Source organism: Streptomyces sp. NPDC030245, from assembly GCF_055572995.1.
The window spans coordinates 284,288-306,991 of sequence record NZ_JBVICF010000006.1 but is presented as its reverse complement, the minus strand read 5'-3'; the positions used below and the strand labels follow the sequence as shown (position 1 = coordinate 306,991).

Sequence of the window (22,704 nt, the reverse complement as noted above, 5' to 3'; positions counted from 1 at the left end):
TGAGCGGCGCCCGCCCCGTCCCCGACCGGACCTGGGCGGGCGTCGTTGCGTCGCGCCCCGTCAGCCGCGGGACGGGCCAGGCCCCGGCGTGCCGACGGGCTCGGGCTCCGGGAGCCCCGCCGCCGTCTCCGCCCGGTGGAGCCTGTCCAGCCCCAAGGACGTGTGCAGCCGCCGCAGCGGACCCGGCGCCCACCAGTTCCAGGAGCCCATCAGCGCCATCAGCGACGGCACGAGCACGGTCCTGATCAGCGCCGCGTCGAGGAACACGGCGAAGGCGGTGCCGAGGCCCAGCTCCTTGATCAGCACGACGCGGGAGAGAGCGAGCGCCGCGACGGGGATGCAGAACAGCACCGCCGCCGACGTGACGATGCGCCCGGACCGGGAGAGCCCGGCGACGACCGCCTCCCGCTCCGAGGCGCCCCCGGCGCGCGCCTCCATGATCCGGCCGAGCAGGAAGACCCCGTAGTCGGTGGAGAGCCCGAACGCCAGCACCGCCAGCAGCAACGGGCCCGTCGACTCCAGGGCGCCCTGCGACGTGAAGCCGAGCACCCCCTCGAACGCGTGCCCTTGGAAGAGCAGCACGAGGATGCCCACCGCGGCGGCCGTGCTCAACACGTTCATCAACAGCGTCTTCAGGGGCAGCACCACCGACCCCGTGAACGCGAACAGCAGCAGGAACGTCGTGACGCCGAGCAGCGTCAGCGCGAGCGGCAACCGGTCGCCGATGCTGCGCTGCTGGTCGCGGAAGTCGGCCGCGCCCCCGGTGAAGGAGACGGGGAACGGCGCCTCGGCCGCCTCCAGATCCCCGACGACCCGCTGCGCCCGCTCACCCAGCGGGGCGCCCTCCACGGTGATGTCCCACTGCCAGTGCGCGGCGTCGATCCGGCGCGGCTCGCCGACCGAGGCCACCCCGTCGACGGCCGCGAGCCGCTTCCCGTACGCGACGACCCGCTCCCGCTCGGCCGGGCCGGCCCGCACCAGCGCCACCACCGGCTGCGCCGACACGCGCGGATAGTGCTCCTTCATCGACGCGGCGACCCGGCCCGAGGAGACCGAGTCCGGCAGCGACGTCCCGTCGACCCCGGTGAACCGGACCCCGAGAGCGGGCGAGGCGAGCGCCACCAGGAGGACGACCGCGCCCAGGCCGAACAGGGCGGGGCGGCGCACGACGGCCTGCGTACGCCGCCGCCAGCGGCGCACCGACGCCTCCTCGGCCGCCGCCTCGCCCCGGGACCTGCGCAGGGGCAGCGCGTTGATCCGGGTGCCCAGGGCGGCGAGCAGTCCGGGCAGCACCAGCAGGGCGAACAGCGCGGCCGCCACCGTGGTGAGGATGCCGGCCAGGCCCATCGACCGCAGATAGGGCTGCGGGAAGACGAGCAGCGCCGCGAGCGCCGCCGTGACCGTGAGCGCGCTGAACAGCACGGTGCGCCCCGCGGTGCCCAGACACACCCGCAACGCGTCGGCGGGACCGAGCCCGCGGGCGAGCTCCTCGCGGAACCGCGTCACCAGCAGCAGGCCGAAGTCGATGGACAGGCCGAGCCCGAGCGCCGTGGCCAGGTTCATCGCCCCGGCGGCCACCGTCATGCCGCGGACCGCCACCGCGAGCCCGCCGAAGGTGAGCAGCAGCGTGAAGACGGCGCCCACCAGAGGGAGCAGCGCCGCCACCACGCCCCGGAAGACGAGCACCAGGACCAGGAGCATCACCGGCAGCGCGAACAGCTCGGCGCGCGCCAGGTCCGAGAACGACAACTCGCCGACCTGGTGCCGGGCGGCCGTCGGTCCGCCGAGCAACGCGCTGTCGCCGAGCGCCGGTTCGCCGTCGATGGCCTTCTGGACCGCTTCGGTGCCGTCCTTGGCCTGCTTCTCGGAGAGCGGCCCGAGAGCGGCCACGACGAGGGTGCCGCGGCCGTCGTCGGAGATGAGGGCGTGCCCCCGGTCCGTGTAGTCGGCGACCGACACGGTCTCCGGCCGCGCCCGCAGCACCGAGCGTGCCTTCGCCACGGCGTCCGGCACCGGATCGCCGGGGGCAAGGCGCCGCTCGGTGCGGACCTCGATGACGTACCCCTGCGAGGGGTCGACGCCGGTCGCCTCACGGATGGTGTGGCGCGCCGTCACGCTCGGGCGCGAGGCGTCCTCGTAGATGGTCGTCGAGTTCGACATCCGCGAGGTCACATCGGCCGAGAAGGCCCCGGCCAGCGCGGCGACGACCAGCGCGAGCAGGAGCACCACGCGCCGACGTCGCAGGTGCAGCCCCGCGATTGCGGAAAACATCCCAACGGCCCCTTAATTCAGCGAGGTTGACGCGGTCTGTGCGGTCCGTGCGGTCTCCGATTCTGGCGGAGACGGTGGCGGCGGGGACGCCGAAGATCCGAACCGGACGGAATCTCACCCCCCGGCACGCAGATACGACCGGCACGCCGCCAGCGCCTGCCGCACACTCGCGCCGACCGCGTCGAACAGGATGCCCTCGCCCCCGACCCAGTCGCCCGCGACGAACACCCCGGGCACCGAGGTCACCGGCCCCGGCCTGCCCCGCAGCCCGCCCCGCGACGGGTGCGGCAGCGCCCCCATCGTCCGCATCCGGGGCATGAAGCGCTCCTCGACGAGATGGCGCCGCCAGCCCGGCTGCGCCACGTCGAGCAGCTGCTCCAGCTCCTTGCGGTCGTCCGCCGCGCTGCGCCGCGTGCCGTCGTCGTAGCGGGCCAGGTGCAGGACCGCGCCCCGCGGGTGGGCGGTCCGCGCCCCGGCCGGCTCCGCGCCCAGGTACACCGGGGTCTCCACGCCGTACACCAGCGACACCTCGGGCACCGGGAGCCGGTCCAGGACCACGTCGAGGCAGGCCGTGGAGAGCCCCGGCCCGGTGCCGGGCTCCGGCTCGCCGAGCAGCCGCGCCACGGCCGAGGGGGCCGGGCCCGCGAGGAACGCGGCGTCCCACGTCTCCTCGCGCTCCTCGCCGCCCTCGGCCCAGCGCACCCGCGGCCCCCGGTCCGCGGCCGTCACCGCGACGGCCCGGGCCCCGGTGCGGACGTCCACACCGAGCCGGCGGGCCAGCAGGAGCAGGGCGTTGACCACCGACTGCCAGCCGCCGTCCACGTAGAGCACGCCGCTGCGGGCGGCGGCCACCCGGCCCGCGAGGGCGTCCGCGCTCAACTGGGCGGGGGAGCCCACGTACGCCATCATCCGCATCAGGGCGAACACCGTCTCCGCAGCCCTGGCGCTCGGCAGCCGGTGCTCCAGCCACTCCTCGCCGGTGACCGCGGCGAGGCCCGGCGCGGGCCGGGCCAGGCCAAGGAGCCCGACCACCGCGGGCCGCTCCCGCACCGGGAGCAGCGGAGTCGTCAACAACCCCTGAGGGGTGGCGTAGCCGGGGACGAGGTCGCCCTGCCGCAGCGCGAGCGCCGCACCCATCGCCGGGGTCACACCGCGGGGCCGCACCCCGAGGCGGCGCAGCATCCGCCACCCCGAGCTCTTGTACAGGGCGCGCGGCCCCAGGGTGACGGGGTGCGACCCGAGGGCCGGGCCCCTGGCCCGGCCCCCGGGGTGCCGCGACGACTCCAGGACGGTGACCCGCCACCCGGCGCGGGCGGCGGCGCACGCCGTCATGAGACCGGCCGTGCCGCCGCCCACCACCACGACCCGCCGCACCGCGGTGCCGGACCGGGCGGTCACACCGGGTCCAGCTGGCCGGACGCCGCGAGCGCGGTGATCCGCACCCGCTGAAGCTTGCCGCTCGGTGTCTTGGGCAGCTTGCCGCGCGGGAGCAGGTGGACCCGGTCGGGCCGCAGCCCGGTGCGGGCGGCGATCACGCGCTCGACGTCGGCGGCCAGCGCCCGGCTGCGGTCCGGGTCGTGGGCCGCGGCGCTCTCCGCCACCACCAGGAGGGTCTCCGTCCCTCGCTCCGGATGCGGCACGCCGACCGCGGCCACGCCGCCCCGGCGGATGCCGGGCACCTCCGCGGCGGCGGCCTCCAGGGAGTACGGCAGGTAGTTCCGGCCGCCGATGATGATGAGGTCCTTGACGCGGCCCGTCACGAACAGGTCGCCGTCGGCGTAGAAGCCGAGGTCGCCGATGTCGCAGCCGTCCGGGCGCAGCGACGGATCGCCCGCGCCGTCCGCGGTCAGGTACCGCTCGGTGAGCGAGGGGCCGCTGATGATCAGCCGGCCCTGGCGCCGCTCGGGCAGTTCGTTGCCGTCGGAGTCCTCCACCCGCACGCCGTAGCCGGGCAGCGGCCGCCCCACGGCGGTGACCTCCTGGGCGTCCGGGTCGCCGGGCTCCGCGGCCACCACGGCGCCCGTTCCGGCCAGCGTGCTGCGGCTGATGTGCAGCACGCGGGGCGGCCGCCCCGGCTCGGACAGGGTGACGGCGATGCCGATCTCGGCCATGCCGTAGCAGGGCTGCATGGCCTCGGCGGCGAAGCCGAGCGGCCCCATCCGCCGCTGCCAGAGGTCGAGGGTGGCGGAGCTGACGGCCTCCGCGCCGTTGAAGGCCACCCGCCAGGAGCTCAGGTCGAGCCCGGCGAGCCCCTCGTCCTTGGCGCGCGCCGCGCAGAGGTGGAACGCGAAGTTCGGCGCCGGGGACAGCGTGCCCCGGAACCGGCTGATCGCCTGCGGCCACAGCTCGGGCCGGAAGGCGAACGCGAGCGGCGGCATCAGGACGACGGGGATCTGGTGCAGGAACGTCGAGAAGACCGTGCCGACCAGGCCCATGTCGTGGTGCAGGGGCAGCCAGCCGACCATCACGTCGCTCTGCCGGTAGGGCACGTGCCGCGCGATGGCGGCGACATTGGCGTACAGCTGCCGGTGGGTGATCACCACGGCCTTGGCGTCGCCCGTGGTGCCCGAGGTGAACTGGAGGTACGCGGGGGCGTCCGCGCTGACGGGGGCGGGCCGCCGTACTGCCGGGCTCCCTCCGGCGGCGCCGTACGGCGGCTCCAGGACCGGCACCTTCAGGTCGGCGCAGACGTCCCGCACCGTGGGCGAGAGCTCCGGCCCGGACACCAGCGCCCGCGGCGTGGCCACCGCGGCCATGTGCCGGAACCGCTCGCCCCACACGGCGCCCCGCGCCTCGTTGAGCGGGGGCTCCACGACGAACGGCACCGCGCCCACCACCATGGCGCCGAACAGCGCGGTGATCAGGTCCGGGCCGGTGTCCGCGCACAGCGCGACGGTGTCCCCGGCGCCGACCCCCACGGCCCGGAGGCCGTCGGCCGCCGCGCGGGCCCGGTCCCACAGCTCGTCCGCCGTCAGCCGGGTGAGCACTCCGGAGCGGTCGTGGACGTAGGTGACGACGCTGTCGGGCGCCCGCTCGCGGCGGCCCGCGAGGGCGGCGCCGACCGTGTCCTCGGGGACGATCCGGGCGAGCGGGCCGCCCGGCCGCCAGTCCGCTCTGTCGGGGTGCACCGGCCGCGTGGTCAGCGGTGGACTTGCCATCAGTGTCTCCGTTCTCGGCGCGTACGCGCGGTGAGGTCGGTCCGGCGGGGCGGAACCCGTCAGGCCGGCAGGACGAAGGGGAAGCCGTGCTTCTTCAGCTCCAGGGCGCTGTCGACGACCGCCGAGCAGACCGCGTCGATGTCCTCGTCGCTGTGCGCGTCACCGGTGAACAGCATCGGCAGGCTGAGCGTGTAGACGCCCCGCCGGCGCAGCATCAGGGTCAGCAGGAAGAGGCCGATGGGGTTGACCGCGGCCGTGAAGTCCCGGTAGTCCCGGTAGCTCTCCCGCTCCAGGAAGGCGAACGAGCCGATGAAGTCGCCGAAGCCGAGGAGCCGCAGCGGGATGCCTTCCGCCGAGCGCAGATCGGCCAGCCGGTCGCGGATCACGCCGACCTTGCCGCGGGTGCGGGCGTAGTAGGCGTCGCCCTTGTCGCGCAGCAGGCTGAGCGAGGCGTACGAGGCGCACAGCGAGAGGTAGTTGCCGGCGTGGGTGGTCTGGACGCTGCTCTTGCGGCCGAGGTCGGTCAGGGCCATGCCGCTCGACTGCACCGTCTCCAGGAGGTCGGCCCGGCCGCCCACCGCGGAGAGCGGCAGGCCGAGACCGGAGATGACCTTCCCGTAGCAGTACAGGTCCGCCTCGATGCCGTACGCCTTCGCCGCGCCGCCCGGCCCCACCCGGAAGCCCGTCAGGACCTCGTCGAGGATGAACGGGACACCGAGCCTGCGGGCCTCCTGCGCCGTGCCCTTGATCAGCGGGACGGTGTACTCCTCGAAGGGGAACGACGAGGAGACGGCCTCGCCGAGTACGCACGCCAGGTCGTCCCGGTGGCGGTGCAGCAGCCGCGTGGCGGCCTCCAGGTCGTTGGGGAGCACCAGCAGGTCGCGCGGGTCGGCCGGGTGGACGCCCGCGAGCGCGGACTGCCGCTCCACGCCGTCCGGACCGACCTCGGGCAGCGGGTTCGTGGGGTGGCCGTGGTACCAGAAGGCCGTGTTGTGCGCGGCGAGGTCGTGCACGCCGTGCAGGGAGCCCTCGAACTTCGCCACCATGCGCTTGCCCGTCCGCGCCCTGGCCATCCGGATCGCGGCCGCGGTGGCGTCGGTGCCGGAGTTGAGGAAGGCGTACTTCTCGATGTGCGGCATGAACGAGCCGAGCAGCTCGATGAGTTCGAGCTCGATGGCCTGGAAGTAGCCGTTGCCCGTGCCGGTGCCCATCCGTTCGCGGACGAACTCCACCACCGAAGGCGGATTGTGGCCGTGCAGCGCCTGCGCGCCGAAGCCGAGGTGGGTGTCGATGTAGGTGTTGCCGTCCGCGTCGGTGACCCGGGAGCCCCGCGCCTCCCGCATGGACACCGGCATCGGCGGCGCGTGGAAGGGCCAGAACGCGTGGTTGGTCACGTCGCGCGCGCGGAGCCGCTCGACCAGCCGGGTCGACTCCGCCTGCCGCTCGCTCAGCTCCGTGAAGAGCTCCACGACCCAGGACTGGGTGAGCAGATCGGCGACCAGGTCCTGCACGCTGGGGGTGGCGGAGGCGCTCATGCCAGGTCCTTCCGGGACGCGACGGTGTCATCGGCGGGGCGGGTGGCGGTGAAGACGCCGTAGCGCATGACCCCGCGGTCGTACGCCTGGCGCATCAGCGGCACCGAGTTGAGGAAGCGGAAGACGTCGACGCCCTTGGCGCGGACCAGCTTCCACACGTACGAGGGGTCGCGCACCACGGGCTTGACGATGTCGGTCGACAGCTTCCAGGTGTCGCGCACCTCGGCGGTCCAGTCCGCGGTGGTGACGCCGGTGAGGCCCACCTCGTCGCAGAGCTGCTCGTAGCGCCGCAGCGGCAGGACGTGCGAGACGGCGAAGTCGCGGTAGATGCGGTGCAGGAGCCGGACCTCGGCGGGCTTGAGTGACTCGTCCCTGGCGCACCAGGTGGCGACCACGAGGCGCCCGCCGGGCTTGAGGACCCGCTTGCACTCCTGTAGGAACTCCTTCTTGTCATACATGAGTTCGCAGCTCTCGAGCGCCCAGACGACATCGAACGTGCCGTCCTCGTACTCGGTCTTCATGGCGTCCATGCAGCGCAGCGTGACCCGGTCGCCGATGCCGGCCTCCGCGGCCTTCTCGGTGCCCCTGCGGACCTGCTCGGCGCTGAGCGTGATGGCGTCGACGCGGCAGTCGAGCTGTTTGGCGAGCCGGATCGCGGAGGCCCCGACGCCGCAGCCGGCGTCCAGGACCCGGGCGCCGCGGGGGATTCCGGCGAGGGCGACCAGTTCGTCGGCGAGCCGGTTCTGCGCCGCGTGGCGGCCCGGGTCGGGCTCACCCTTGGCCCAGTACCCGTGGTGGATGTGCTCCCCCCACAGGTCCTCGTACAGCTCGATCAGGCCGTCGTAGTGGTCCTTGATGGCGTGGTGCAGGGCGGGCAGGTCGCGGGTCGGTTCGAGACCCGCGGGTGTGCTGGATGCGTGCGTTGTCATCAGTACGGCTCCGTAAGGGGGTGAGTCAGAAGCGCACCAGGGCCGACTCCATGGTCAGACCCGGGCCGAACGCCATCAGGACGCCGAACTCGCCGGGGCGGGGCACCGCGTCGTGGGTCCCGGCCAGCAGCTGTTCGAGGATGAGCAGGATGGTCGACGACGAGCAGTTGCCACGGCTCGCCAGGATGTGCCGGGACGCGGCGAGCTGGGCGTCGGTGAGTGCGAGGCGCGCCCCGACCAGGTCGATGATCTTGGGGCCGCCGGGGTGGACGCCCCAGTGCCGCACGTCCCGCCGGCCCAGCCCCACCGGCTCCAGCAGGTTCTCCACGAAGGACTCCACGGCCCCCGACAGGATCGCCGGGACGTAGGGGGACAGCGTCATCCGGAAGGCGTCGTCCTGCACCCGCCACGTCATGGCCTCGGAGGTCGCGTAGTGCGTCTCGGTGTGGGTGCGCAGGATCGCCGGCCCCTGGCCGTCGTCCGGCCCGAGCAGCACCGCGGCGGCGCCGTCGGCGAACAGGCCGTGCACCACGACCTGTTCCTTCGTCATCTCCGGCCGGACGTGCAGCGAGCAGATCTCGCAGCAGCTCACCACCGCGAGCTCGTCGGGGCGCGCCGTCACCGAGTCAAGGCCCACCTTCAGGGCGTTGAACGCCGCGTAGCAGCCCATGTGCCCGACGAAGGTGCGCCGCAGGTGGACCGGCAGGCCGAACTCCTTGGCGAGGAGCATCTCCGGGGTGGGGCCCGCGTAGCCGGTGCAGCTGGCCATGGTGAAGGAGCCGACGTCGGCGGTGTCGACCCCCTTGAGGACCGAGCCCACCGTCTCCGCGCCCAGCGCCAGGACGTTCTCCTCCCAGCCCCGCATGCGCTCCGACATGCTCGGCGCGGTGCGGCCCGCGAAGTGCTCGCGGGGGTCCCAGGCCATGTGCCGGGTCCGGACCTGGGTGGCCTTGAAGATCTCCTCGGCGTTCGGCACGTCGCGGTAGAAGTCGGCGTAGAAGGTCTCGTACAGCTCGTCCTGGGGGAGGGGCAGGCCGGGGTGGGCGGTGCTCAGGCCCAGGATGCGGGCGCCCGCGGTGGGGGACATCACACGTCCTCCGGCCCGTTCCAGGATTCCGCGTGCCGCTTCAGCGCCGCCAGGAACCCCTCCGTCACCTCGTCCATGGAGGACTGGGCGAACGGCTCCACGAGGACGGCCATGACCGCCGCCACCGGCACGTCGATCTCACTGCGCGTCTCGATCTCCAGGTGGGCCTCACCGTCCACGCCGGCCGAGGTGCGGAAGGCGCCCCACGACTTGAAGGAGTGCTCCCCGTACGGCTCCCAGCTGATCCGCGCCGGATCGGAGGCGTCGAAGCGGACCTGGTAGCGGGGGGCGAGGCTGACGGCGCCGTTGTCGAACTCCTCCAGCTCGTAGCGGAAGACGCCCTCGCCCTCGTCCTCGAGCCCGACGACGCTGGGCATCAGCGGCCCCGAGGCGCCGACGTCGGCGAGGAAGGCCCGCAGCCGGTCGAGGTCCGCGCGGACCGTGTCGCCGTGCTTGCTCGCTGCGCGTATCCAGACCATCAGTGTCCTCCCGTGGTGGTGCGGTTCTCGTGGAGCGGGCGCCCCTTGACGGCGTGCCCGATGTAGCTGTTGGACAGGTCGCCCGCGATGGCGAAGCCGCCGAGCCCGCGGCCGCGCAGCAGCGAGAGCAGCACGCCGGGCAGCGGCCGGGCCGGCACCATGCCCGCGAGCGAGGCGGGCCGCAGCCCGGCGGCCTCGAACTTGCGGCGCAGCGTCGCGGGCCGGATGAACATCCGCCAGACGTGCGTGCCGGGGTGAACCACCTTCAGCAGGCGCTGGGCCAGCAGGATCGACACCAGGTAGCTGCGCGCCGTGCGGTTGATGGTGTCGAAGAGCACCGTGCCGCCCGGCTTCAGCACCCGGTGGATCTCGGCGAGCGCCTGCTCCAGGTCGTCGAGGTGCTCGAAGATGTCGGAGGCGGTGACCGCGTCGAAGGAGGCGTCGGGGCAGGGCAGTTCGTACGCGGAACCGCTGCGGTACTCCACCTCCACGCCGTGTCCGGCCGCGTGGGCCCGGGCCACCGCGAGGGAGTTCTCGGAGATGTCGACACCGGTCACGCGGTAGCCCCGGCGGGCGAGGCCCTCGCTGAGGAGCCCGCCGCCGCAGCCGAGGTCCAGCACGCGCAGGTCCCGCGGCGCCCGGTCCGGGTAGTGGCGTTGCAGCGTCTCGTGGAAGTGGCCGAGCCGGACCGGGTTCATCTCGTGCAGGGCGCGGAAGGGCCCCTCACTGTCCCACCAGGCCTCGCCGACCTCGTCGTAGTACTCGTTGTCGATGGCGGGTGCGGTCGTGACGGCGCCCATTCACACCCACCTCGGCGTGGCCAGCGGGTCGATGCCGAGGGCGGTCTTGCCGATGTACTCGCGGCACAGGTCGTTGGTGAGCGGCAGCAGCGGCCCCGCCTTGATGTCCCGCCAGATCTGCCCGATCCGGCCGCCCTTGCGGATGCCGCTGCCGCCGATGACCTCGAAGGCGGTGGCGACGACGTGCTCGGCCTCGTTGGTGATGAAGTACTTCGGCACGCAGGTGTCGGCGACGAACGCGGGCAGGTCGTCCCCGGGGTCGACGTGCTCGGTGGCGTACTCGTAGAGCAGCGCCTCCATGGTGGCGAGCGAGGAGCGCATCCTGGCGACGGCGAACTGGATGCCGGGCAGCTTCGCCAGGTCGCCCACCGCGTTGTTGGAGCGCCCGACGGTGGTCTGCACGGCGATCTCGTACGCCCGCTGGGCCAGGCCCAGGAAGACCGCGGTGAAGCAGTAACTGCCCCACTGCTGGCGGGACATGACGTAGAGCGGCGTGAGGCCCTCGGGCAGCAGCATGTCGTCCTGCGAGACCCGCACCCCTTCGATGGCGAGCGAGTGCGAGCCCGTCATCGGCATCGCGAAGCCGGTCCACGGATGCTTGACGGTGATCTTGTCGGTGTCGCCCGTGGGCACCAGGAAGGCGGCCAGGTTGAACGGCGGCTCCAGGTGGTCGTCGTCGAGTCCCGCGGTGATCACCATGTGGGTGGCCGCCTCGCACCCCGTCGAGAAGTGCTTGATCCCGTCGATGACGAATTCGTCGGCGTCCCGCTTGGCCGTCGTCGAGGGCAGCACCCAGTTGCTGCCGGAGTTCTCGTCGGTGAACGGGCCCACCACGAACGCGCCGTCCAGGAGGGCGGTGCTGAGCCGGGCGCTGACGTCCGAGTCGACCTCGCCGCGCAGCGAACCGGTGAGCACCGCGTGGATGGAGAGCGTGAACGCGGTCGAACCGCAGCCCTTCGCGATGGTTCTGAGGATCTCCACGTTCTCGGCGAGCGTGCCCTCGAAGCCCCCGTGCTTGGCGGGGACGTTCATGGCGGTGATGCCGGACGCCACCAGGTCCTTGATGTTGTCGGCCACGAACGAGCCGCTCTCGTACTGCGCGAGGCTGCGCTCCTCGAAGGTGACGGCCAGCTCCCGGGCGGCCGTGCGCAGCCGCTCCCACTCGGTTTCGCGCGACTGATCAGTCATCGGTGCTGTTGCCTTTCTCTGTGGACGTGAGCACGTCCTCGGCGGCTGTGAGCTCGCGCAGCCGGCGCTTGAGGACCTTGCCGGTGACGCCGACGGGGATCTGTTCGAGGGCGACCACGCGTACCGCGGTCAGGCCCGGTCGTTCTCCCGTGCCGCCCGCCAGGGCGAGCAGTTCCTTCTCCAGGACGAGCCGGTCCGACTCGTCGAGGGCGGCCAGGTCGGCACGGGTGAGCGCGCCCTTGGGCGCCACCCAGGCCTCGGCACGCCCGATTCCGGTACGCGGGTCGGTGGCCGCGGAGAACACCGCCGCCTCCAGGACGCGGGGGTGGCTCAGCAGCCGCTCCTCCACGGGCAGGCTGTACAGCACCCCCGCGTCGGTGCGGACCGAGTCCGCCTCGCGGTCGAGGAAGACCAGCCGGCCCCTGCCGTCGAGGCGGCCGACGTCGCCGCCCCACCACCAGCCGTCGATCCGGGACTCGGCCCAGCGGGTGTGGTCGTCCCAGTACCCGTCGAAGTGCGAGGTGCTGCGCACGAGGATGCGTCCCGGGGCGCCGTCCGGTACCGGCCGCCACCGCTCGTCGACGATGCGCACGCCGAACTGCGTGGGCATGGGCTTGCCCTGGACGCACGGCTCGGGCACGTCGCCGGGGAGCCAGACCTGCATGATGCCGCCCGCGCCGATCTCCGTGGAGCCGTACGAGTCGAGGAAGACCGAGCCGCGCGGCCGGCCGGGCACCCGCAGCGAACCGTGCCGGATGAGCGCGGCGATGTGGGCGGCGTGCGCCTTGTCGGCGCCGACCGCCCACACCTTCATGGAGCTGAGGTCGTAGGCGTCCAGATCCTCGCCGGCCATCCGCATGTAGAGGTGCGGGAAGGCCATGACGCAGGTGATCCGCTCCTCCTCGATCCTGCGCAGCGCCGCGCGCGGGTCGTACAGCGAGGCCGTGCTCATCCGGGCACCGCACAGCAGCACGGCCGTGCCCAGGGCGAACGCGATCTGGTGCGAGAAGGGCACCCCGAGCATGGCCCGGGACCCGCTGCCCACCGGCAGGACCGGCATCATCGGCTTCCAGATGCGGTACGTGTTGCGGCGGCTCCAGATGCAGAGCTTGGGCGACCCGGTGGTCCCCGAGGTGTGGAACAGGGCGAGCGGTGTGTCCTTGCCGATCCGCCGCCGGGGCGGGGCCGTCGTGGGGGCCGCGGTGACGGCGCCGACGAAGTCGACGACGCCCTCGCGCCCGGCCCACCAGGCGTCGTCGGACGGCGCGTTGACGGTGAGCAGGGTGGCGCCCTCGTCGAGCATGCGGCCCACGTGCTCGGCGCCGCCCGGTGCCCCGAGCGTCTCGGCGTCGGAGATCAAGAAGCGCGCCCCGGCCCGCTCCGCCACGGCCTTCGCGTACGCCCAGCCGGTGCCGGGGTTGACGCTGACCGGCACGGCGCCCGCCGCGATCGCCGAGTAGAGGTAGAGCAGGTAGTCCGGGTGGTCCCGCTTGACGATGACCACGCGGGTGTTGGTGGTGACCCCCGCCGACCGCAGCGCGTTGGCGATCCGGTGGCCCAGGTCCCGCAGTTGACGCCCCGTCAGTTCGGTGGTGCCGTACCCCGGATACTCCAGCGGGGTGGGCGGGACGAGCAGCGGCCGGTCGCCGTGGTCGGCGGCGAGCGTCTCGTAGAGCCGCGTGATGTCGAAGGTGACCAGGTTGCGCAGCCGGGCGAGCGGCGTCGGCAGGGCGCGTCGCACCGCGGTGCGACGCGCCGACGGGCTCATCCGCCCCACCGGGGCTCGTCGAGGACCGGCACACCGAGGGACTGCTTGCCCGACCACTCCGCGGTCAGGTCCGAGTTGGGCGGCACCAGGAGCCCGGCCACCACGTCGCGGTACATGCGTTGCAGCGGGTTCTTCGAGCTCAGCGCGGAGCCGCCCTGCACTTGCAGCGCCAGCGTGACGACCTCGTGGGCGAGCTTGCAGACCGCGTTCTTCATCACGCTCATCTCGATGTAGTGGCCCAGCGGGTCCACGTCCACCGAGTGGTCGGCCCGGACGGCCGCGTACAGGTGCGCGCGGGCCGCCGCGAGCTTCGTCGCCATGTCCGCCACGCGGAACTGCACGCCCGGCAGGTGGGCGATGGTGCGGTCGAGGACCGCGAGCCTGCGCTCCCGCTGGGCGGCGGCGACGTAGTCGAGCGCCGCCTGGGCGGTGCCGAGGAAGACGGAGGCGAAGCTGCACCACGCCCAGTGCACGCCGCGCATGAACATCAGCGGCAGCTGCCCCGCCTCACCGATGAGGTAACGGCTGTCGGCGTACAGGTCCTTCAGCTCCAGCGCGTGGCTGCCGGTGGCCCGCATGCCCGCCGCGTCCCACTCGGCGGTGACCTCCACGCCCTCCTCGGGGCGCGGCAGGAGGAAGCCGAGCGGCTTCGGACGGCCCCGGTCGTCCGTGTCGGCCGCCGAGACGAAGAGCAGCGTGGCGGCGGGGAAACCGGTGAAGAAGCCCTTGCGGCCGTTGAGCAGGTAGCCGCCGTCGACCGGCGTGGCGGCGGTCGTCGGATGCCACCAGTTGCCCCCGATGCCCGGCTCGCTGAAGCCACCGGCGATGACGGCGCCGTCCTGGACCACGGCCCGGTACGCCCAGGCGTGCCGGTCCTCCTGGTCCATCGCGGCGATCATGGCGAGGCCGTGGATGTGCATGTTCACGGCGAAGGCGGTGGAGGAGCACGCGCCGGCCAGGATCTCCTGGGCCCGGCACAGCTCTTCCAGGGTGATGCCCCCGCCACCGTGTTCCTTGGGCACGGTCAGGGCGGTGTAACCGCTGGAGACCAGCTTGTCGAAGTTCTCGTGCGGGAAGCTGCTTTCGCGGTCGTGCTCCGCGGCGCGGTCGGCCAGTGACGGCGCGAGCTCGCGTGCGATGTCGACGGCGCTGGAACGGACGTGTCCGGCGGTCATGGCTCTCACACCTGCTTCGCATCGGGTCGGGACTCGGATTGCCTCTCCAGGGCCGCGACGAGCGAGCCCAGGGAGTCCATGCCGGGGGCGCTCGCGTCGAACAGCCACGCGTTCAGGTCGAAGGCGGGGTGGTCGGCGGCTATGCGCGCGGCGAGTTCCACGAGATCCATCGAGTCCAGGCCGAGATCGGCGGCGAGGGAGGCGGCCGGGATGATCGCGTCGCGTCGCAACGTCGGTCTGATCGCCTCGATGTGTCCGGTCACGCTCCGCAACACTTCGTCTTTGGCTGACACACGTCCTCCAGGGCTCCGTGTCTCCGTGGGATGTGCCGATGCTGCACCACGCACATCCAAGGCGGCTGAAGGGTGGTTGTGCGTTCACTGAAGGATCGCTTGAGCAACGCCCGGGGCGGCTCCGCGGGCCGTCCCGGGACCGCGCCTTCGCTGGTGAGCAGGGGTGCGGGGGCATGCTCACGGAACGCCGAGGAGGCGCGCACAGCGTGTCATGACGGCTCGTCACGGGCGGTGCGGAGCGCCGTTTCCCGCCCTGGCACGGCCCTATGGGCCGGAGTCTGGAGTTTCGCTCGTGCCTGCGTGGACTCGGCTGAAACCAGTGACACGAACCTGGGAGCATCCGGCGGAGGTTGGCTACTGTGAAGCAAATCGAAGGGTCGGCGTCCCGTGCACGCCGAGGCCGCCGGGGTCGTCAAGGGCCACGACCCGGACCCGGCCGGCAGCCGCCCGGGGGAGGGCCGCTCAGGGTGCGGTGCCGCTCCCCGCGCTTCACGTCATCGAAGTCAAGGAGTAAGACATGCGCGTTCTGGTCGCCGGTGCCACTGGTGTCATCGGCCGGCAGCTGACCGGTCTGCTGGCGGACAACGGACACGAGGTGATCGCTCTCGCCCGCAACCCGGAGCGCGCCGCCGCGTCGGGCAGCGGGGTGCGGGCGGTCCGCGCCGACGCCCTGGACGCGGCCGGGCTGTCCGCCGCGGTCGCGCGGGCCGAGCCGGAGGCGGTCGTGAACCTCCTCACCGCGATCCCCAAGAAGGTCGACTCCCGCCGTCTCGACCGGGACTTCGCCGCGACGAACCTGCTGCGCACCCGGGGCACCCGCAACCTCGTCGAGGCGGCCAAGGCGGCGGGCGTCCGGCGCATGGTGGGCGAGAGCGTCGCCTTCGGGTACCGGCCGGCCCCCGAGGGCGGCCTGCGGGACGAGACGTCCCCCCTGTGGACGACGGGACCGGAGCAGTTCCGGCCCGTCGTCGGGGCGTTGCGGGAGCTGGAGGAGCGCACGACCGGCGAGGGCGGCACCGTCCTGCGCTTCGGCCACCTGTACGGGCCCGGTTCCGCCTTCGACCACGACGGGAACTTCACCCGGCAGGTCCGCAAGCGGATGCTGCCGCTGGTCGGCGAGGGCAACGCCGTCTTCTCCTTCCTCCACGCCCAGGACGCGGCGGTCGCCGTCCTCAAGGCCCTGGAGGGCGAGGAGGACGTGGTGCGCGGCGCCACGTACAACATCGTCGACGACGACCCGGCGCCGGTCTCGGTCTGGCTGCCGGAGCTCGCGCGCGTGCTCGGCGCGAAGGCCCCGATGCGCGTCCCCGTCTGGCTGGTGCGTCCGATGATCGGGCCCTACGGCGTGGCCTTCATGAACGAACTCCAGGGCGCGGACAACGGCCTGGCCGCCCGCCGGCTCGGCTGGCGGCCGTCCCGCGCGAGCTGGCGCGAGGGGTTCGCCGCCGAACTCGGCGCGAGCACACCGAACCGTTAGAAAGGACGGCCGATGCTGGAGAAGCATCCTTTCCGCGACATACTCGGGCGGTTCGCCACGGGAGTGGTGCTGCTCACTCTGCAACCGCCGGGCGGTGTTCCCATGGGCATGGCCGTGAATTCCTTCACCTCGGTCTCGCTCGAACCTCCGCTCATTTCTCTCTGCGTCCGCACGGGATCGCCGACCCTGACCGCGCTCCTGCGGTCCGACGCATTCGCGGTCTCGATCCTCGGGGAAGAGCACGAGGAGCTCTGCCGGTCGTTCAGCACCCCCGGCGCGGAGCGCTTCTCCGGGCGGGAGTGGGCCCGCACCCCCGCCGGCCATCCGGTGCCCGGCGACGCGCTCGCCTGGCTGGACTGCCGTGTCTCGGCCGTACACCCGGCCGGGGACCACGAACTCGTCATCGCCGAGACGGTGGACGGGGGCGCGGCGGAGCGGAATGCTCCGCTCGTATTTCACCGCGGACGTTTCACGAAACTCATATGTGAAAGTCCTGTCGGGAATTGACCCGCTGCTTCTGATTTCTGTCAGAATTCAGAGGCAAGGGTCCCGCCCCCGGGGGATGTGGGCGGGCCTGATGAAGGGTGTGTTGACTATGCAGTTCCAGGTTCTCGGATCGCTGGAAATGAATGACGGGGGTAAGTCATACATTCCTACGGCACCAAAACAACGTCAGTTGCTCGCCCTGCTCCTGCTCAATTCCAACCGGGTGGTACCCATCCAGACCTGCGTCACCGAGCTCTGGGGCGAGGACCCGCCGGACGCCGCCCGCGCCACGCTCCAGTCCCACATACTCCAGCTCCGGCACGCCCTCAAGAGCGTGCCGGGGGTGGGCAGCCTGCCGGCCGCACGGAACATATTGGAGACCCGGGACGGCGGATATCTGTTCGTCACCCGTCCCGGTGATCTGGACACCGAGAAGTTCACCGGACTCCTGCGCACCGGCAAGGAACTCCTCAAGACGGACGACCGCAAGGCCTCCGACCTGCTGGCCGAGGCCCTGAACCTGTGGCGGGGACCCGCGCTCGCGGATGTGCGGCACGGCCCGGTGCTGCGCCCGCACGTCGTCCATCTGGAGGAGGAGCGGGTCACCGCCCAGGAGCACCGGATCGACGCCGACCTGCGGCTGGGCCGCCACCGTGAACTCATCGGGGAGCTCAGCGCCCTGGCGGTCGAGCACCCGACGCGCGAGCACCTGCACGCCAAGCTGACCCTCGCCCTCTACCGCTCCGGGCGGCGGGTGCAGGCGCTGGACGTCCTTCAGAAACTGCACCGCGCCCTGCGGCGGGACCTCGGCCTGGAGACCTCGCCGTGGGTCCACAACCTCCACCAGGCCGTCCTGGCCTCCAGTACGTCGATCGACATGCCGTAGCCGGACGGACCCGTCGAAAACGGCGCCCCACGCAACGGATGCGTTGCGTGGGGCGCAATGGTATGAGCGTATGTTGCGTCACCCGCAACCCTCATCACGGTTCGGCCGCTTATCCCAACGGGTCTGGACCACCTCCACCGTGTGTGACCACAATCGCTCCCACCAATCGGAATATGGAGGGGCCGGCATGAATCGACGTGTCATCGCCGCTGGTTGTATCGCCATGAGTCTCGGACTGACCGCCACGGCATGCGGCGGCGATGACGGCGACGAGGGCGGCAACGCCACCGACGGCAAGGGCAAGACCCTCACCGTATGGATCATGGAGGGGACCAACCCCGACGCGCGGCCGTTCTTCAAGGAGGCCGGCGACGCCTTCGAGAAGAAGACCGGCGCCAAGATCAAGGTCGAGTACCAGCAGTGGGCCACCGCGCAGAAGAAGTTCACGACCGCCATCGAGGGCGGCGAGGACCAGGTGCCCGACGTCGCCGAGGTCGGCACCACCTGGGTGCCGCAGTTCGCCAAGACGGACGCGCTCATCGACGTCACCGACGAGGTCAAGAAGTCGGGCCTCGGCGACGACCTCGTCGAGGGCCTCAAGGACGCCGGCACGCTCGACGGCAAGCAGTACGGCATGCCCTGGTACGCGGGCGTGCGCTCGATCGTCTACCGCAAGGACATCTTCGAGAAGCACGGCCTGAAGGCCCCGACCACCTGGCAGGAGCTCCGGGCGACCGCCAAGACGCTCAAGGAGAAGGAGCCGAAGCTCGTCTCCTTCCCGGTGGCGGGCGGCGCGGAGATGTTCGCGGCCCCCTTCGTCTGGGGCGCGGGCGGTGAGCTCGCCACCGAGTCCGGCGGCAAGTGGAAGTCCGGCATCAACTCGCCCGAGGCGATCAAGGGCATCGAGTTCTACACCGGCCTCGCCACCAAGGACAAGGTCTCCCCGGCCAAGGTCAACACCTGGACCGAGAAGGAGGTCGGCGACGCCTGGAACAAGGGCGAGGTCGCCATGGCCATCGGCGGCAACTGGACCCCGAAGGCCATCGTCGACAACAACCCCGACCTCAAGGGCAAGCTCGCCGCGGTCCCGATCCCCGGCCGGAACGGCGGCATGAGCAAGTCCTTCCTCGGCGGCTCCTACCTCTCCACGTTCAAGACCGACAAGCAGGCCCTCGCCTGGGAGTTCGTGAAGCTGGTGACCACCGGCGAGTTCGCCGCCAAGTGGGCCGAGCAGACCAACTACTTCCCCGGCCAGAACTCCGAGCTGAAGAAGATCGAGGCGAAGAAGGACCCGCTGGTCGAGCCGTTCGCCAAGCAGATGCTGGAGGCCGGCGCCACCGTCCCCAAGACCGAGGCGTACGGCGAGATCCAGGCCTCCAAGGTCATCCCCGGCATGGTCCAGTCGATCCTCACCGGCAAGGCGTCCGTCAAGGAAGCGGCGGACAAGGCCGCCAAGGACATGGACGCCATCTTCGCCAAGGACGAGTAGGCAACGGCGAGTAGGCAAGGCGAGTTCGGCACTGTGAAGGACTTACCGTGAAAGACACGCTCGTCAGCGACGGACCGGAGACCCCGGTCCGCCGCGCCCCCCGGCGGCCGGACGGCACGGCCGAGGCGGCGCTCCGTCGCAAGAAACTGATCAACCTCACCCGTCCCTGGCTCCTCCTCGCCCCCTCCCTCGTGGTCCTCGCGGGCCTGCTGCTCTGGCCGCTGATCCAGGTCGGCAAGCTCTCCCTCCAGGACTACGAGGTCAAGTTCGGCGGCGGCACCGGGACGTTCACCGGCTTCGACCACTACACCGACCTGCTCTCCAGCAGCCTGCTGTGGAAGACGGTCCTGCCCAACACCGTCTTCTTCGCCTTCGCCTGCGTCGGCCTCACCGTCGCACTCGGCACCCTCGTCGCGCTGCTCCTCAACCGGCTCGGCAGCACCTGGCGGATGATCTGCTCCATCGCGATCCTCGCCGCCTGGGCCATGCCCGCGGTGACGGGGACGTACGTCTGGATCTGGCTCTTCCAGCCGCAGGAGGGCATGGTCAGCCAGATCGCGGGCTCGGTCGGCCTCATCGACCCCGAGACCACCAACTGGTTCACCGAGCGCGGCCCGTTCTACGCCATCGCCACGCTCAACGTCATCCACCACGGCTTCCCGTTCGTCGCCATCACCGTCCTCGCGGGACTCCTGACGATCCCCAAGGAGCTCTACGAAGCGGGCGAGCTGGACGGCGCCAACGCCTGGCAGCGGTTCTGGAACATCACCGTGCCGACCATCAAGCCGGTCTTCCTCGTGGTGACCATCCTCTCCACCATCTGGGACTTCAAGGTCTTCACCCAGGTCTATCTGCAACCCGGCGGCGACGGCTCCAACGAGGACGTCTACAACCTCGGCGTCTTCTCCTACATCCAGGCCTTCGCCAAGAACGACTACGGCACCGGCGCCGCGGCCGCGGTCCTGCTCACCGTGCTGCTCCTCGTCATCACCGTCGTCTACATCCGCACGCTGTTCCGGCAGGGGGAGGAGGACCTGTGAAAACGACTGTGAAAACGACCCGCCGCACCACGCTCGCCTCGCGCATCGGCCTGCCGGCCGCGGTCGTCGGGCTCCTCCTGTTCACCCTGTTCCCCGTCTACTGGATGATCTCGACGGCGCTCGACCCGAAGGCGTCGCTGCGCGGCTCGGACGTCCTGCCCAGCGGCGTCAGCCTCGAACACTTCGAGTTCGTCTTCGACAAGGGCAACTTCGGCACGTACCTGCTGAACTCGGCGCTCGTCGGCCTCGCCACGATCGTCGCGGCCGCGCTGCTCTCGCTCTTCGCCGCCATCGCGGTGGCCCGCTTCAAGTTCCGCTTCCGCACCTCCGTGCTGATCATGATCCTGATCGTGCAGATGGTGCCGCTGGAGGCCCTGGTCATCCCGCTCTTCATCCAGATGCGGGACTACGACATGCTCAACTCCCTGCTCGGCCTGAGCATCGTCTACATCGCCCTCTCGCTGCCCTTCGCCATCTGGACGCTGCGCGGCTTCGTCGCCACCGTCCCCAAGGAGGTCGAGGAGGCCGCCTACATCGACGGGGCCTCCTGGCCGCGGATGTTCTGGTCGGTGCTGCTCCCGCTGGTCGCACCGGGCCTCGTCGCCACCTCGATCTTCGCCTTCATCACGGCGTGGAACGAGTTCGTCTTCGCGTACACCTTCATGAAGGGCAGCGACAAGTACACGGCGGCCGTGGGCATCTACCAGTTCTTCGGTGAGAACTCCACGGCGTGGGGCCCGGTCATGGCCAGCTCCACGCTGGTCACCGTGCCGGTGATGATCTTCTTCGTGATCGTGCACAGGAAGCTGGGCTCGGGCCTGGCGGCGGGAGCCGTCAAGGGCTGACGACCGACGGCTGACGCCTGACAACCGCGCGCGCGGAAGGTGTACGGGGACCCCCGTACACCTTCCGCTTTTTTGAGGGGCATGAAATTCGGCACCTTGCAAATTCCCGGTAGGGCACAGGATGAATCGGCACGCAAATTTGGCGGCGTCGTCGATTTTGCTTATGGTCCAGTCGTTCCAGAGCCTGCCGGTCGATATCCCGAGGGAATTCATGACCATGCCTCCGACGCTGCCCAAATCCAGGCAGCGGTTGATTCTTGCCGCTCTCATGGTGTGTTCACTGCTGATCTGGCTGGAGAACACGGTCCTCAGCACCACGCTGGAAACCCTCGCGGACCCGGCCCGCGGACTGGGGGCCGATCCCGGTCAGCTGCAATGGGCGACCGGTGCGTACACCCTGGCCTTCGCCACCTTGATGTTCACCGCGGGCGCGTTGGGCGACCGGTTCGGGCACCGGACCGTGTTCTTCAGCGGGCTCGTGATCTTCGCCGGGGCCTCGCTGTGGGCGGCGTACGCCGGCGACGTGGACCGGCTGATCGCTGCGCGAGCCGCGATGGGCATCGGCAGCGCACTGATCACGCCCGCGATGATGGCCATCCTCATGTGGACCTTCACCGGCCCCGCGCGGGCCGCCGCGATCGGCATCTTCTCGACCTCGGCCGGTGTCGGAATGGCCGCAGGACCGGTCCTCGCCGGGTTCCTGCTCGACCATTTCTGGTGGGGCTCGGTCTTCCTGATCAACGTCCCGGTCGCGGTACTGGCGCTGGTCGCGCTCGCCGTACTGGTGCCGAATTTCCGCAGCCCCACTCCGCGGCCGCTCGACCCCGCCGGAATGCTGCTGTCGATCAGCGGACTCATCGCGCTGGCCTACGGTCTGATCCGGGCGGGGCAGGTGGCGGCGTGGAGCCGCACCGACGTCTGGGTGCCGATCGCCGCCGGACTCGTTCTGCTGGCCGTATTCATCCTCGTGGAACTGCGGGTCAAGGTGCCCAGCTTCGACCCGCGACTGCTCGCACACCGCACGTTCGGTGGCGGCAATGTGGCGCTCGGACTGCTGCTGTTCGGTGTGGCCGCCATTACGTTCTACAACGCCTTCTATCTGCAAGGTGCGCTGGGTTTCTCGCCGATGAAGGCGGGTCTTTCCAATATTCCGACCGCGGTCGGCGCGCTCGCGGCGGCGCCCCTCGCCTCGCGCCTGGTCCGCCGCCTCTCGCTGCGCCCCGTCGCCGTGCCGGCGATGACCGTGGCCGCGCTGACCATGGGCGGTTACGGGTTCCTCGGACTGCACACCCCCCTCCTCTGGATCGAGCTCCTGCTGTTGGTGCAGGGCCTCGCGATCGGCATGGTGATCGGTCCCGTGACGGCCGCACTGCTCGGCAACCTGCCGCTGGAGCAGGCCGGCGCGGGATCGGCCGTCACCAACACCGTGCGGCAGACCGGCAGCGTGATCGGCATCGCGGTCGGCGGCACGATCATGTCGATCATCTACCGGCGTGCGATCGAACCGTCGCTGGCGGACGCGCCCGGGCCGGTGCGGGAACAGGCCCGGGTCTCCGCCGAACAGGCCCGCCACGTCGCCGCAGCAGTCGACCGGCCCGCTCTCGCGCGGGCCGCCGATGACGCGTTCCTCCACGCCATGCACGTCGGCGCGGGCTGGATCGCGGGCATCGCGCTCCTCGGAGCGGTGGTCCTGCTGATCGCCCTGCCCGCCGCCGGAGCGAAGCAGGGCCCGGCACCGGAGCCGGACCCCGAGGAGACCCGCACCCCCGCCCGTATTGACTAAAAGTCAATTCGGCGC

19 protein-coding genes are annotated in these 22,704 nt (G+C 71.4%); 7 read left to right on the top strand and 12 right to left on the bottom strand.

Annotation, left to right across the window (positions count from 1 at the left end; genetic code table 11):
* Window positions 1-60 precede the first annotated feature (60 nt).
* From ACZ4Z4_RS18865 to ACZ4Z4_RS18810, 12 genes are all read right to left on the bottom strand, one after another.
* Window positions 61-2,271: an MMPL family transporter gene (locus ACZ4Z4_RS18865; RefSeq protein ID WP_468328212.1), complete on the bottom strand. Its 2,211-nt coding sequence runs from the start codon at window positions 2,269-2,271 to the stop codon at window positions 61-63.
* Window positions 2,272-2,385: 114 nt separating this feature from the next.
* Window positions 2,386-3,669: an FAD-dependent oxidoreductase gene (locus ACZ4Z4_RS18860; protein ID WP_468328210.1), complete on the bottom strand. Its 1,284-nt coding sequence runs from the start codon at window positions 3,667-3,669 to the stop codon at window positions 2,386-2,388.
* Complete coding sequence (locus ACZ4Z4_RS18855; RefSeq protein ID WP_468328208.1) at window positions 3,666-5,429, bottom strand: AMP-binding protein; 1,764 nt, start codon at window positions 5,427-5,429, stop codon at window positions 3,666-3,668. Before ACZ4Z4_RS18855 ends, ACZ4Z4_RS18860 begins: the two co-directional genes overlap by 4 nt.
* Window positions 5,430-5,488: 59 nt before the next feature.
* The gene (locus tag ACZ4Z4_RS18850; RefSeq protein ID WP_468328206.1) at window positions 5,489-6,964 is read right to left on the bottom strand and encodes an aminotransferase class III-fold pyridoxal phosphate-dependent enzyme; all 1,476 of its coding nucleotides are present in this window, start codon (window positions 6,962-6,964) and stop codon (window positions 5,489-5,491) included.
* On the bottom strand, window positions 6,961-7,893 hold the full coding sequence (locus ACZ4Z4_RS18845) for a methyltransferase domain-containing protein (protein ID WP_468328204.1): 933 nt from the start codon (window positions 7,891-7,893) through the stop codon (window positions 6,961-6,963). The genes ACZ4Z4_RS18850 and ACZ4Z4_RS18845 overlap by 4 nt, the downstream gene beginning before the upstream one ends.
* 25 nt (window positions 7,894-7,918) lie before the next feature.
* Window positions 7,919-8,980 carry a type III polyketide synthase gene (locus tag ACZ4Z4_RS18840; protein WP_468328202.1) on the bottom strand — a complete coding sequence of 354 codons (1,062 nt, stop codon included), beginning with the start codon at window positions 8,978-8,980 and terminating at the stop codon, window positions 7,919-7,921.
* The gene (locus ACZ4Z4_RS18835) at window positions 8,980-9,459 is read right to left on the bottom strand and encodes an SRPBCC family protein (RefSeq protein WP_468328200.1); all 480 of its coding nucleotides are present in this window, start codon (window positions 9,457-9,459) and stop codon (window positions 8,980-8,982) included. Before ACZ4Z4_RS18835 ends, ACZ4Z4_RS18840 begins: the two co-directional genes overlap by 1 nt.
* The gene (ubiG, locus tag ACZ4Z4_RS18830) at window positions 9,459-10,259 is read right to left on the bottom strand and encodes a bifunctional 2-polyprenyl-6-hydroxyphenol methylase/3-demethylubiquinol 3-O-methyltransferase UbiG (protein WP_468328198.1); all 801 of its coding nucleotides are present in this window, start codon (window positions 10,257-10,259) and stop codon (window positions 9,459-9,461) included. The genes ACZ4Z4_RS18835 and ubiG overlap by 1 nt, the downstream gene beginning before the upstream one ends.
* Complete coding sequence (locus ACZ4Z4_RS18825; protein WP_468328196.1) at window positions 10,260-11,447, bottom strand: acyl-CoA dehydrogenase family protein; 1,188 nt, start codon at window positions 11,445-11,447, stop codon at window positions 10,260-10,262. It lies immediately after the preceding gene.
* Window positions 11,440-13,215, bottom strand: a complete 1,776-nt coding sequence (locus tag ACZ4Z4_RS18820; RefSeq protein WP_468328194.1) for a class I adenylate-forming enzyme family protein — start codon at window positions 13,213-13,215, stop codon at window positions 11,440-11,442. The genes ACZ4Z4_RS18825 and ACZ4Z4_RS18820 overlap by 8 nt, the downstream gene beginning before the upstream one ends.
* Window positions 13,212-14,390: an acyl-CoA dehydrogenase family protein gene (locus ACZ4Z4_RS18815; protein ID WP_468328192.1), complete on the bottom strand. Its 1,179-nt coding sequence runs from the start codon at window positions 14,388-14,390 to the stop codon at window positions 13,212-13,214. The genes ACZ4Z4_RS18820 and ACZ4Z4_RS18815 overlap by 4 nt, the downstream gene beginning before the upstream one ends.
* A 5-nt stretch (window positions 14,391-14,395) precedes the next feature.
* Window positions 14,396-14,653 (bottom strand): acyl carrier protein, encoded by a 258-nt coding sequence (locus ACZ4Z4_RS18810; RefSeq protein ID WP_468328190.1) that lies wholly within the window; start codon window positions 14,651-14,653, stop codon window positions 14,396-14,398.
* Window positions 14,654-15,200: 547 nt separating this feature from the next.
* On the opposite strand from ACZ4Z4_RS18810, the gene ACZ4Z4_RS18805 reads away from it, so the two are divergent.
* The 7 genes from ACZ4Z4_RS18805 to ACZ4Z4_RS18775 all read left to right on the top strand — a co-directional run bounded on the left by ACZ4Z4_RS18805 (window position 15,201) and on the right by ACZ4Z4_RS18775 (window position 22,689).
* Window positions 15,201-16,160 (top strand): NAD-dependent epimerase/dehydratase family protein, encoded by a 960-nt coding sequence (locus ACZ4Z4_RS18805; protein WP_468328188.1) that lies wholly within the window; start codon window positions 15,201-15,203, stop codon window positions 16,158-16,160.
* A gap of 12 nt (window positions 16,161-16,172) precedes the next feature.
* A complete protein-coding gene (locus ACZ4Z4_RS18800; protein WP_468328186.1) occupies window positions 16,173-16,667 on the top strand; it encodes a flavin reductase family protein in 495 nt (164 codons plus the stop codon).
* A 55-nt stretch (window positions 16,668-16,722) separates the two neighbouring features.
* Window positions 16,723-17,532: an AfsR/SARP family transcriptional regulator gene (locus ACZ4Z4_RS18795; RefSeq protein WP_468328184.1), complete on the top strand. Its 810-nt coding sequence runs from the start codon at window positions 16,723-16,725 to the stop codon at window positions 17,530-17,532.
* A 187-nt stretch (window positions 17,533-17,719) separates the two neighbouring features.
* Entirely contained in the window at window positions 17,720-19,021 is a 1,302-nt protein-coding gene (locus ACZ4Z4_RS18790) for a sugar ABC transporter substrate-binding protein (protein ID WP_468328182.1), read from the top strand.
* A 47-nt stretch (window positions 19,022-19,068) separates the two neighbouring features.
* Window positions 19,069-20,061 carry a carbohydrate ABC transporter permease gene (locus ACZ4Z4_RS18785; protein ID WP_468328180.1) on the top strand — a complete coding sequence of 331 codons (993 nt, stop codon included), beginning with the start codon at window positions 19,069-19,071 and terminating at the stop codon, window positions 20,059-20,061.
* Window positions 20,058-20,906 carry a carbohydrate ABC transporter permease gene (locus tag ACZ4Z4_RS18780; protein WP_468328178.1) on the top strand — a complete coding sequence of 283 codons (849 nt, stop codon included), beginning with the start codon at window positions 20,058-20,060 and terminating at the stop codon, window positions 20,904-20,906. The genes ACZ4Z4_RS18785 and ACZ4Z4_RS18780 overlap by 4 nt, the downstream gene beginning before the upstream one ends.
* A gap of 211 nt (window positions 20,907-21,117) precedes the next feature.
* Window positions 21,118-22,689 (top strand): MFS transporter, encoded by a 1,572-nt coding sequence (locus tag ACZ4Z4_RS18775; RefSeq protein WP_468328176.1) that lies wholly within the window; start codon window positions 21,118-21,120, stop codon window positions 22,687-22,689.
* The last annotated feature ends 15 nt before the right edge of the window (window positions 22,690-22,704 follow it).

Coding starts and splice junctions, on each gene's coding strand:
- ACZ4Z4_RS18865 (WP_468328212.1), bottom strand. CDS start 2,271: ATGTTTTCCGCAATCGCGGGGCTGCACCTGCGACGTCGGCGCGTGGTG.
- ACZ4Z4_RS18855 (WP_468328208.1), bottom strand. CDS start 5,429: ATGGCAAGTCCACCGCTGACCACGCGGCCGGTGCACCCCGACAGAGCG.
- ACZ4Z4_RS18850 (WP_468328206.1), bottom strand. CDS start 6,964: ATGAGCGCCTCCGCCACCCCCAGCGTGCAGGACCTGGTCGCCGATCTG.
- ACZ4Z4_RS18845 (WP_468328204.1), bottom strand. CDS start 7,893: ATGACAACGCACGCATCCAGCACACCCGCGGGTCTCGAACCGACCCGC.
- ACZ4Z4_RS18840 (WP_468328202.1), bottom strand. CDS start 8,980: ATGTCCCCCACCGCGGGCGCCCGCATCCTGGGCCTGAGCACCGCCCAC.
- ACZ4Z4_RS18835 (WP_468328200.1), bottom strand. CDS start 9,459: ATGGTCTGGATACGCGCAGCGAGCAAGCACGGCGACACGGTCCGCGCG.
- ubiG (WP_468328198.1), bottom strand. CDS start 10,259: ATGGGCGCCGTCACGACCGCACCCGCCATCGACAACGAGTACTACGAC.
- ACZ4Z4_RS18825 (WP_468328196.1), bottom strand. CDS start 11,447: ATGACTGATCAGTCGCGCGAAACCGAGTGGGAGCGGCTGCGCACGGCC.
- ACZ4Z4_RS18820 (WP_468328194.1), bottom strand. CDS start 13,215: ATGAGCCCGTCGGCGCGTCGCACCGCGGTGCGACGCGCCCTGCCGACG.
- ACZ4Z4_RS18815 (WP_468328192.1), bottom strand. CDS start 14,390: ATGACCGCCGGACACGTCCGTTCCAGCGCCGTCGACATCGCACGCGAG.
- ACZ4Z4_RS18805 (WP_468328188.1), top strand. CDS start 15,201: ATGCGCGTTCTGGTCGCCGGTGCCACTGGTGTCATCGGCCGGCAGCTG.
- ACZ4Z4_RS18800 (WP_468328186.1), top strand. CDS start 16,173: ATGCTGGAGAAGCATCCTTTCCGCGACATACTCGGGCGGTTCGCCACG.
- ACZ4Z4_RS18795 (WP_468328184.1), top strand. CDS start 16,723: ATGTGGGCGGGCCTGATGAAGGGTGTGTTGACTATGCAGTTCCAGGTT.
- ACZ4Z4_RS18790 (WP_468328182.1), top strand. CDS start 17,720: ATGAATCGACGTGTCATCGCCGCTGGTTGTATCGCCATGAGTCTCGGA.
- ACZ4Z4_RS18775 (WP_468328176.1), top strand. CDS start 21,118: ATGACCATGCCTCCGACGCTGCCCAAATCCAGGCAGCGGTTGATTCTT.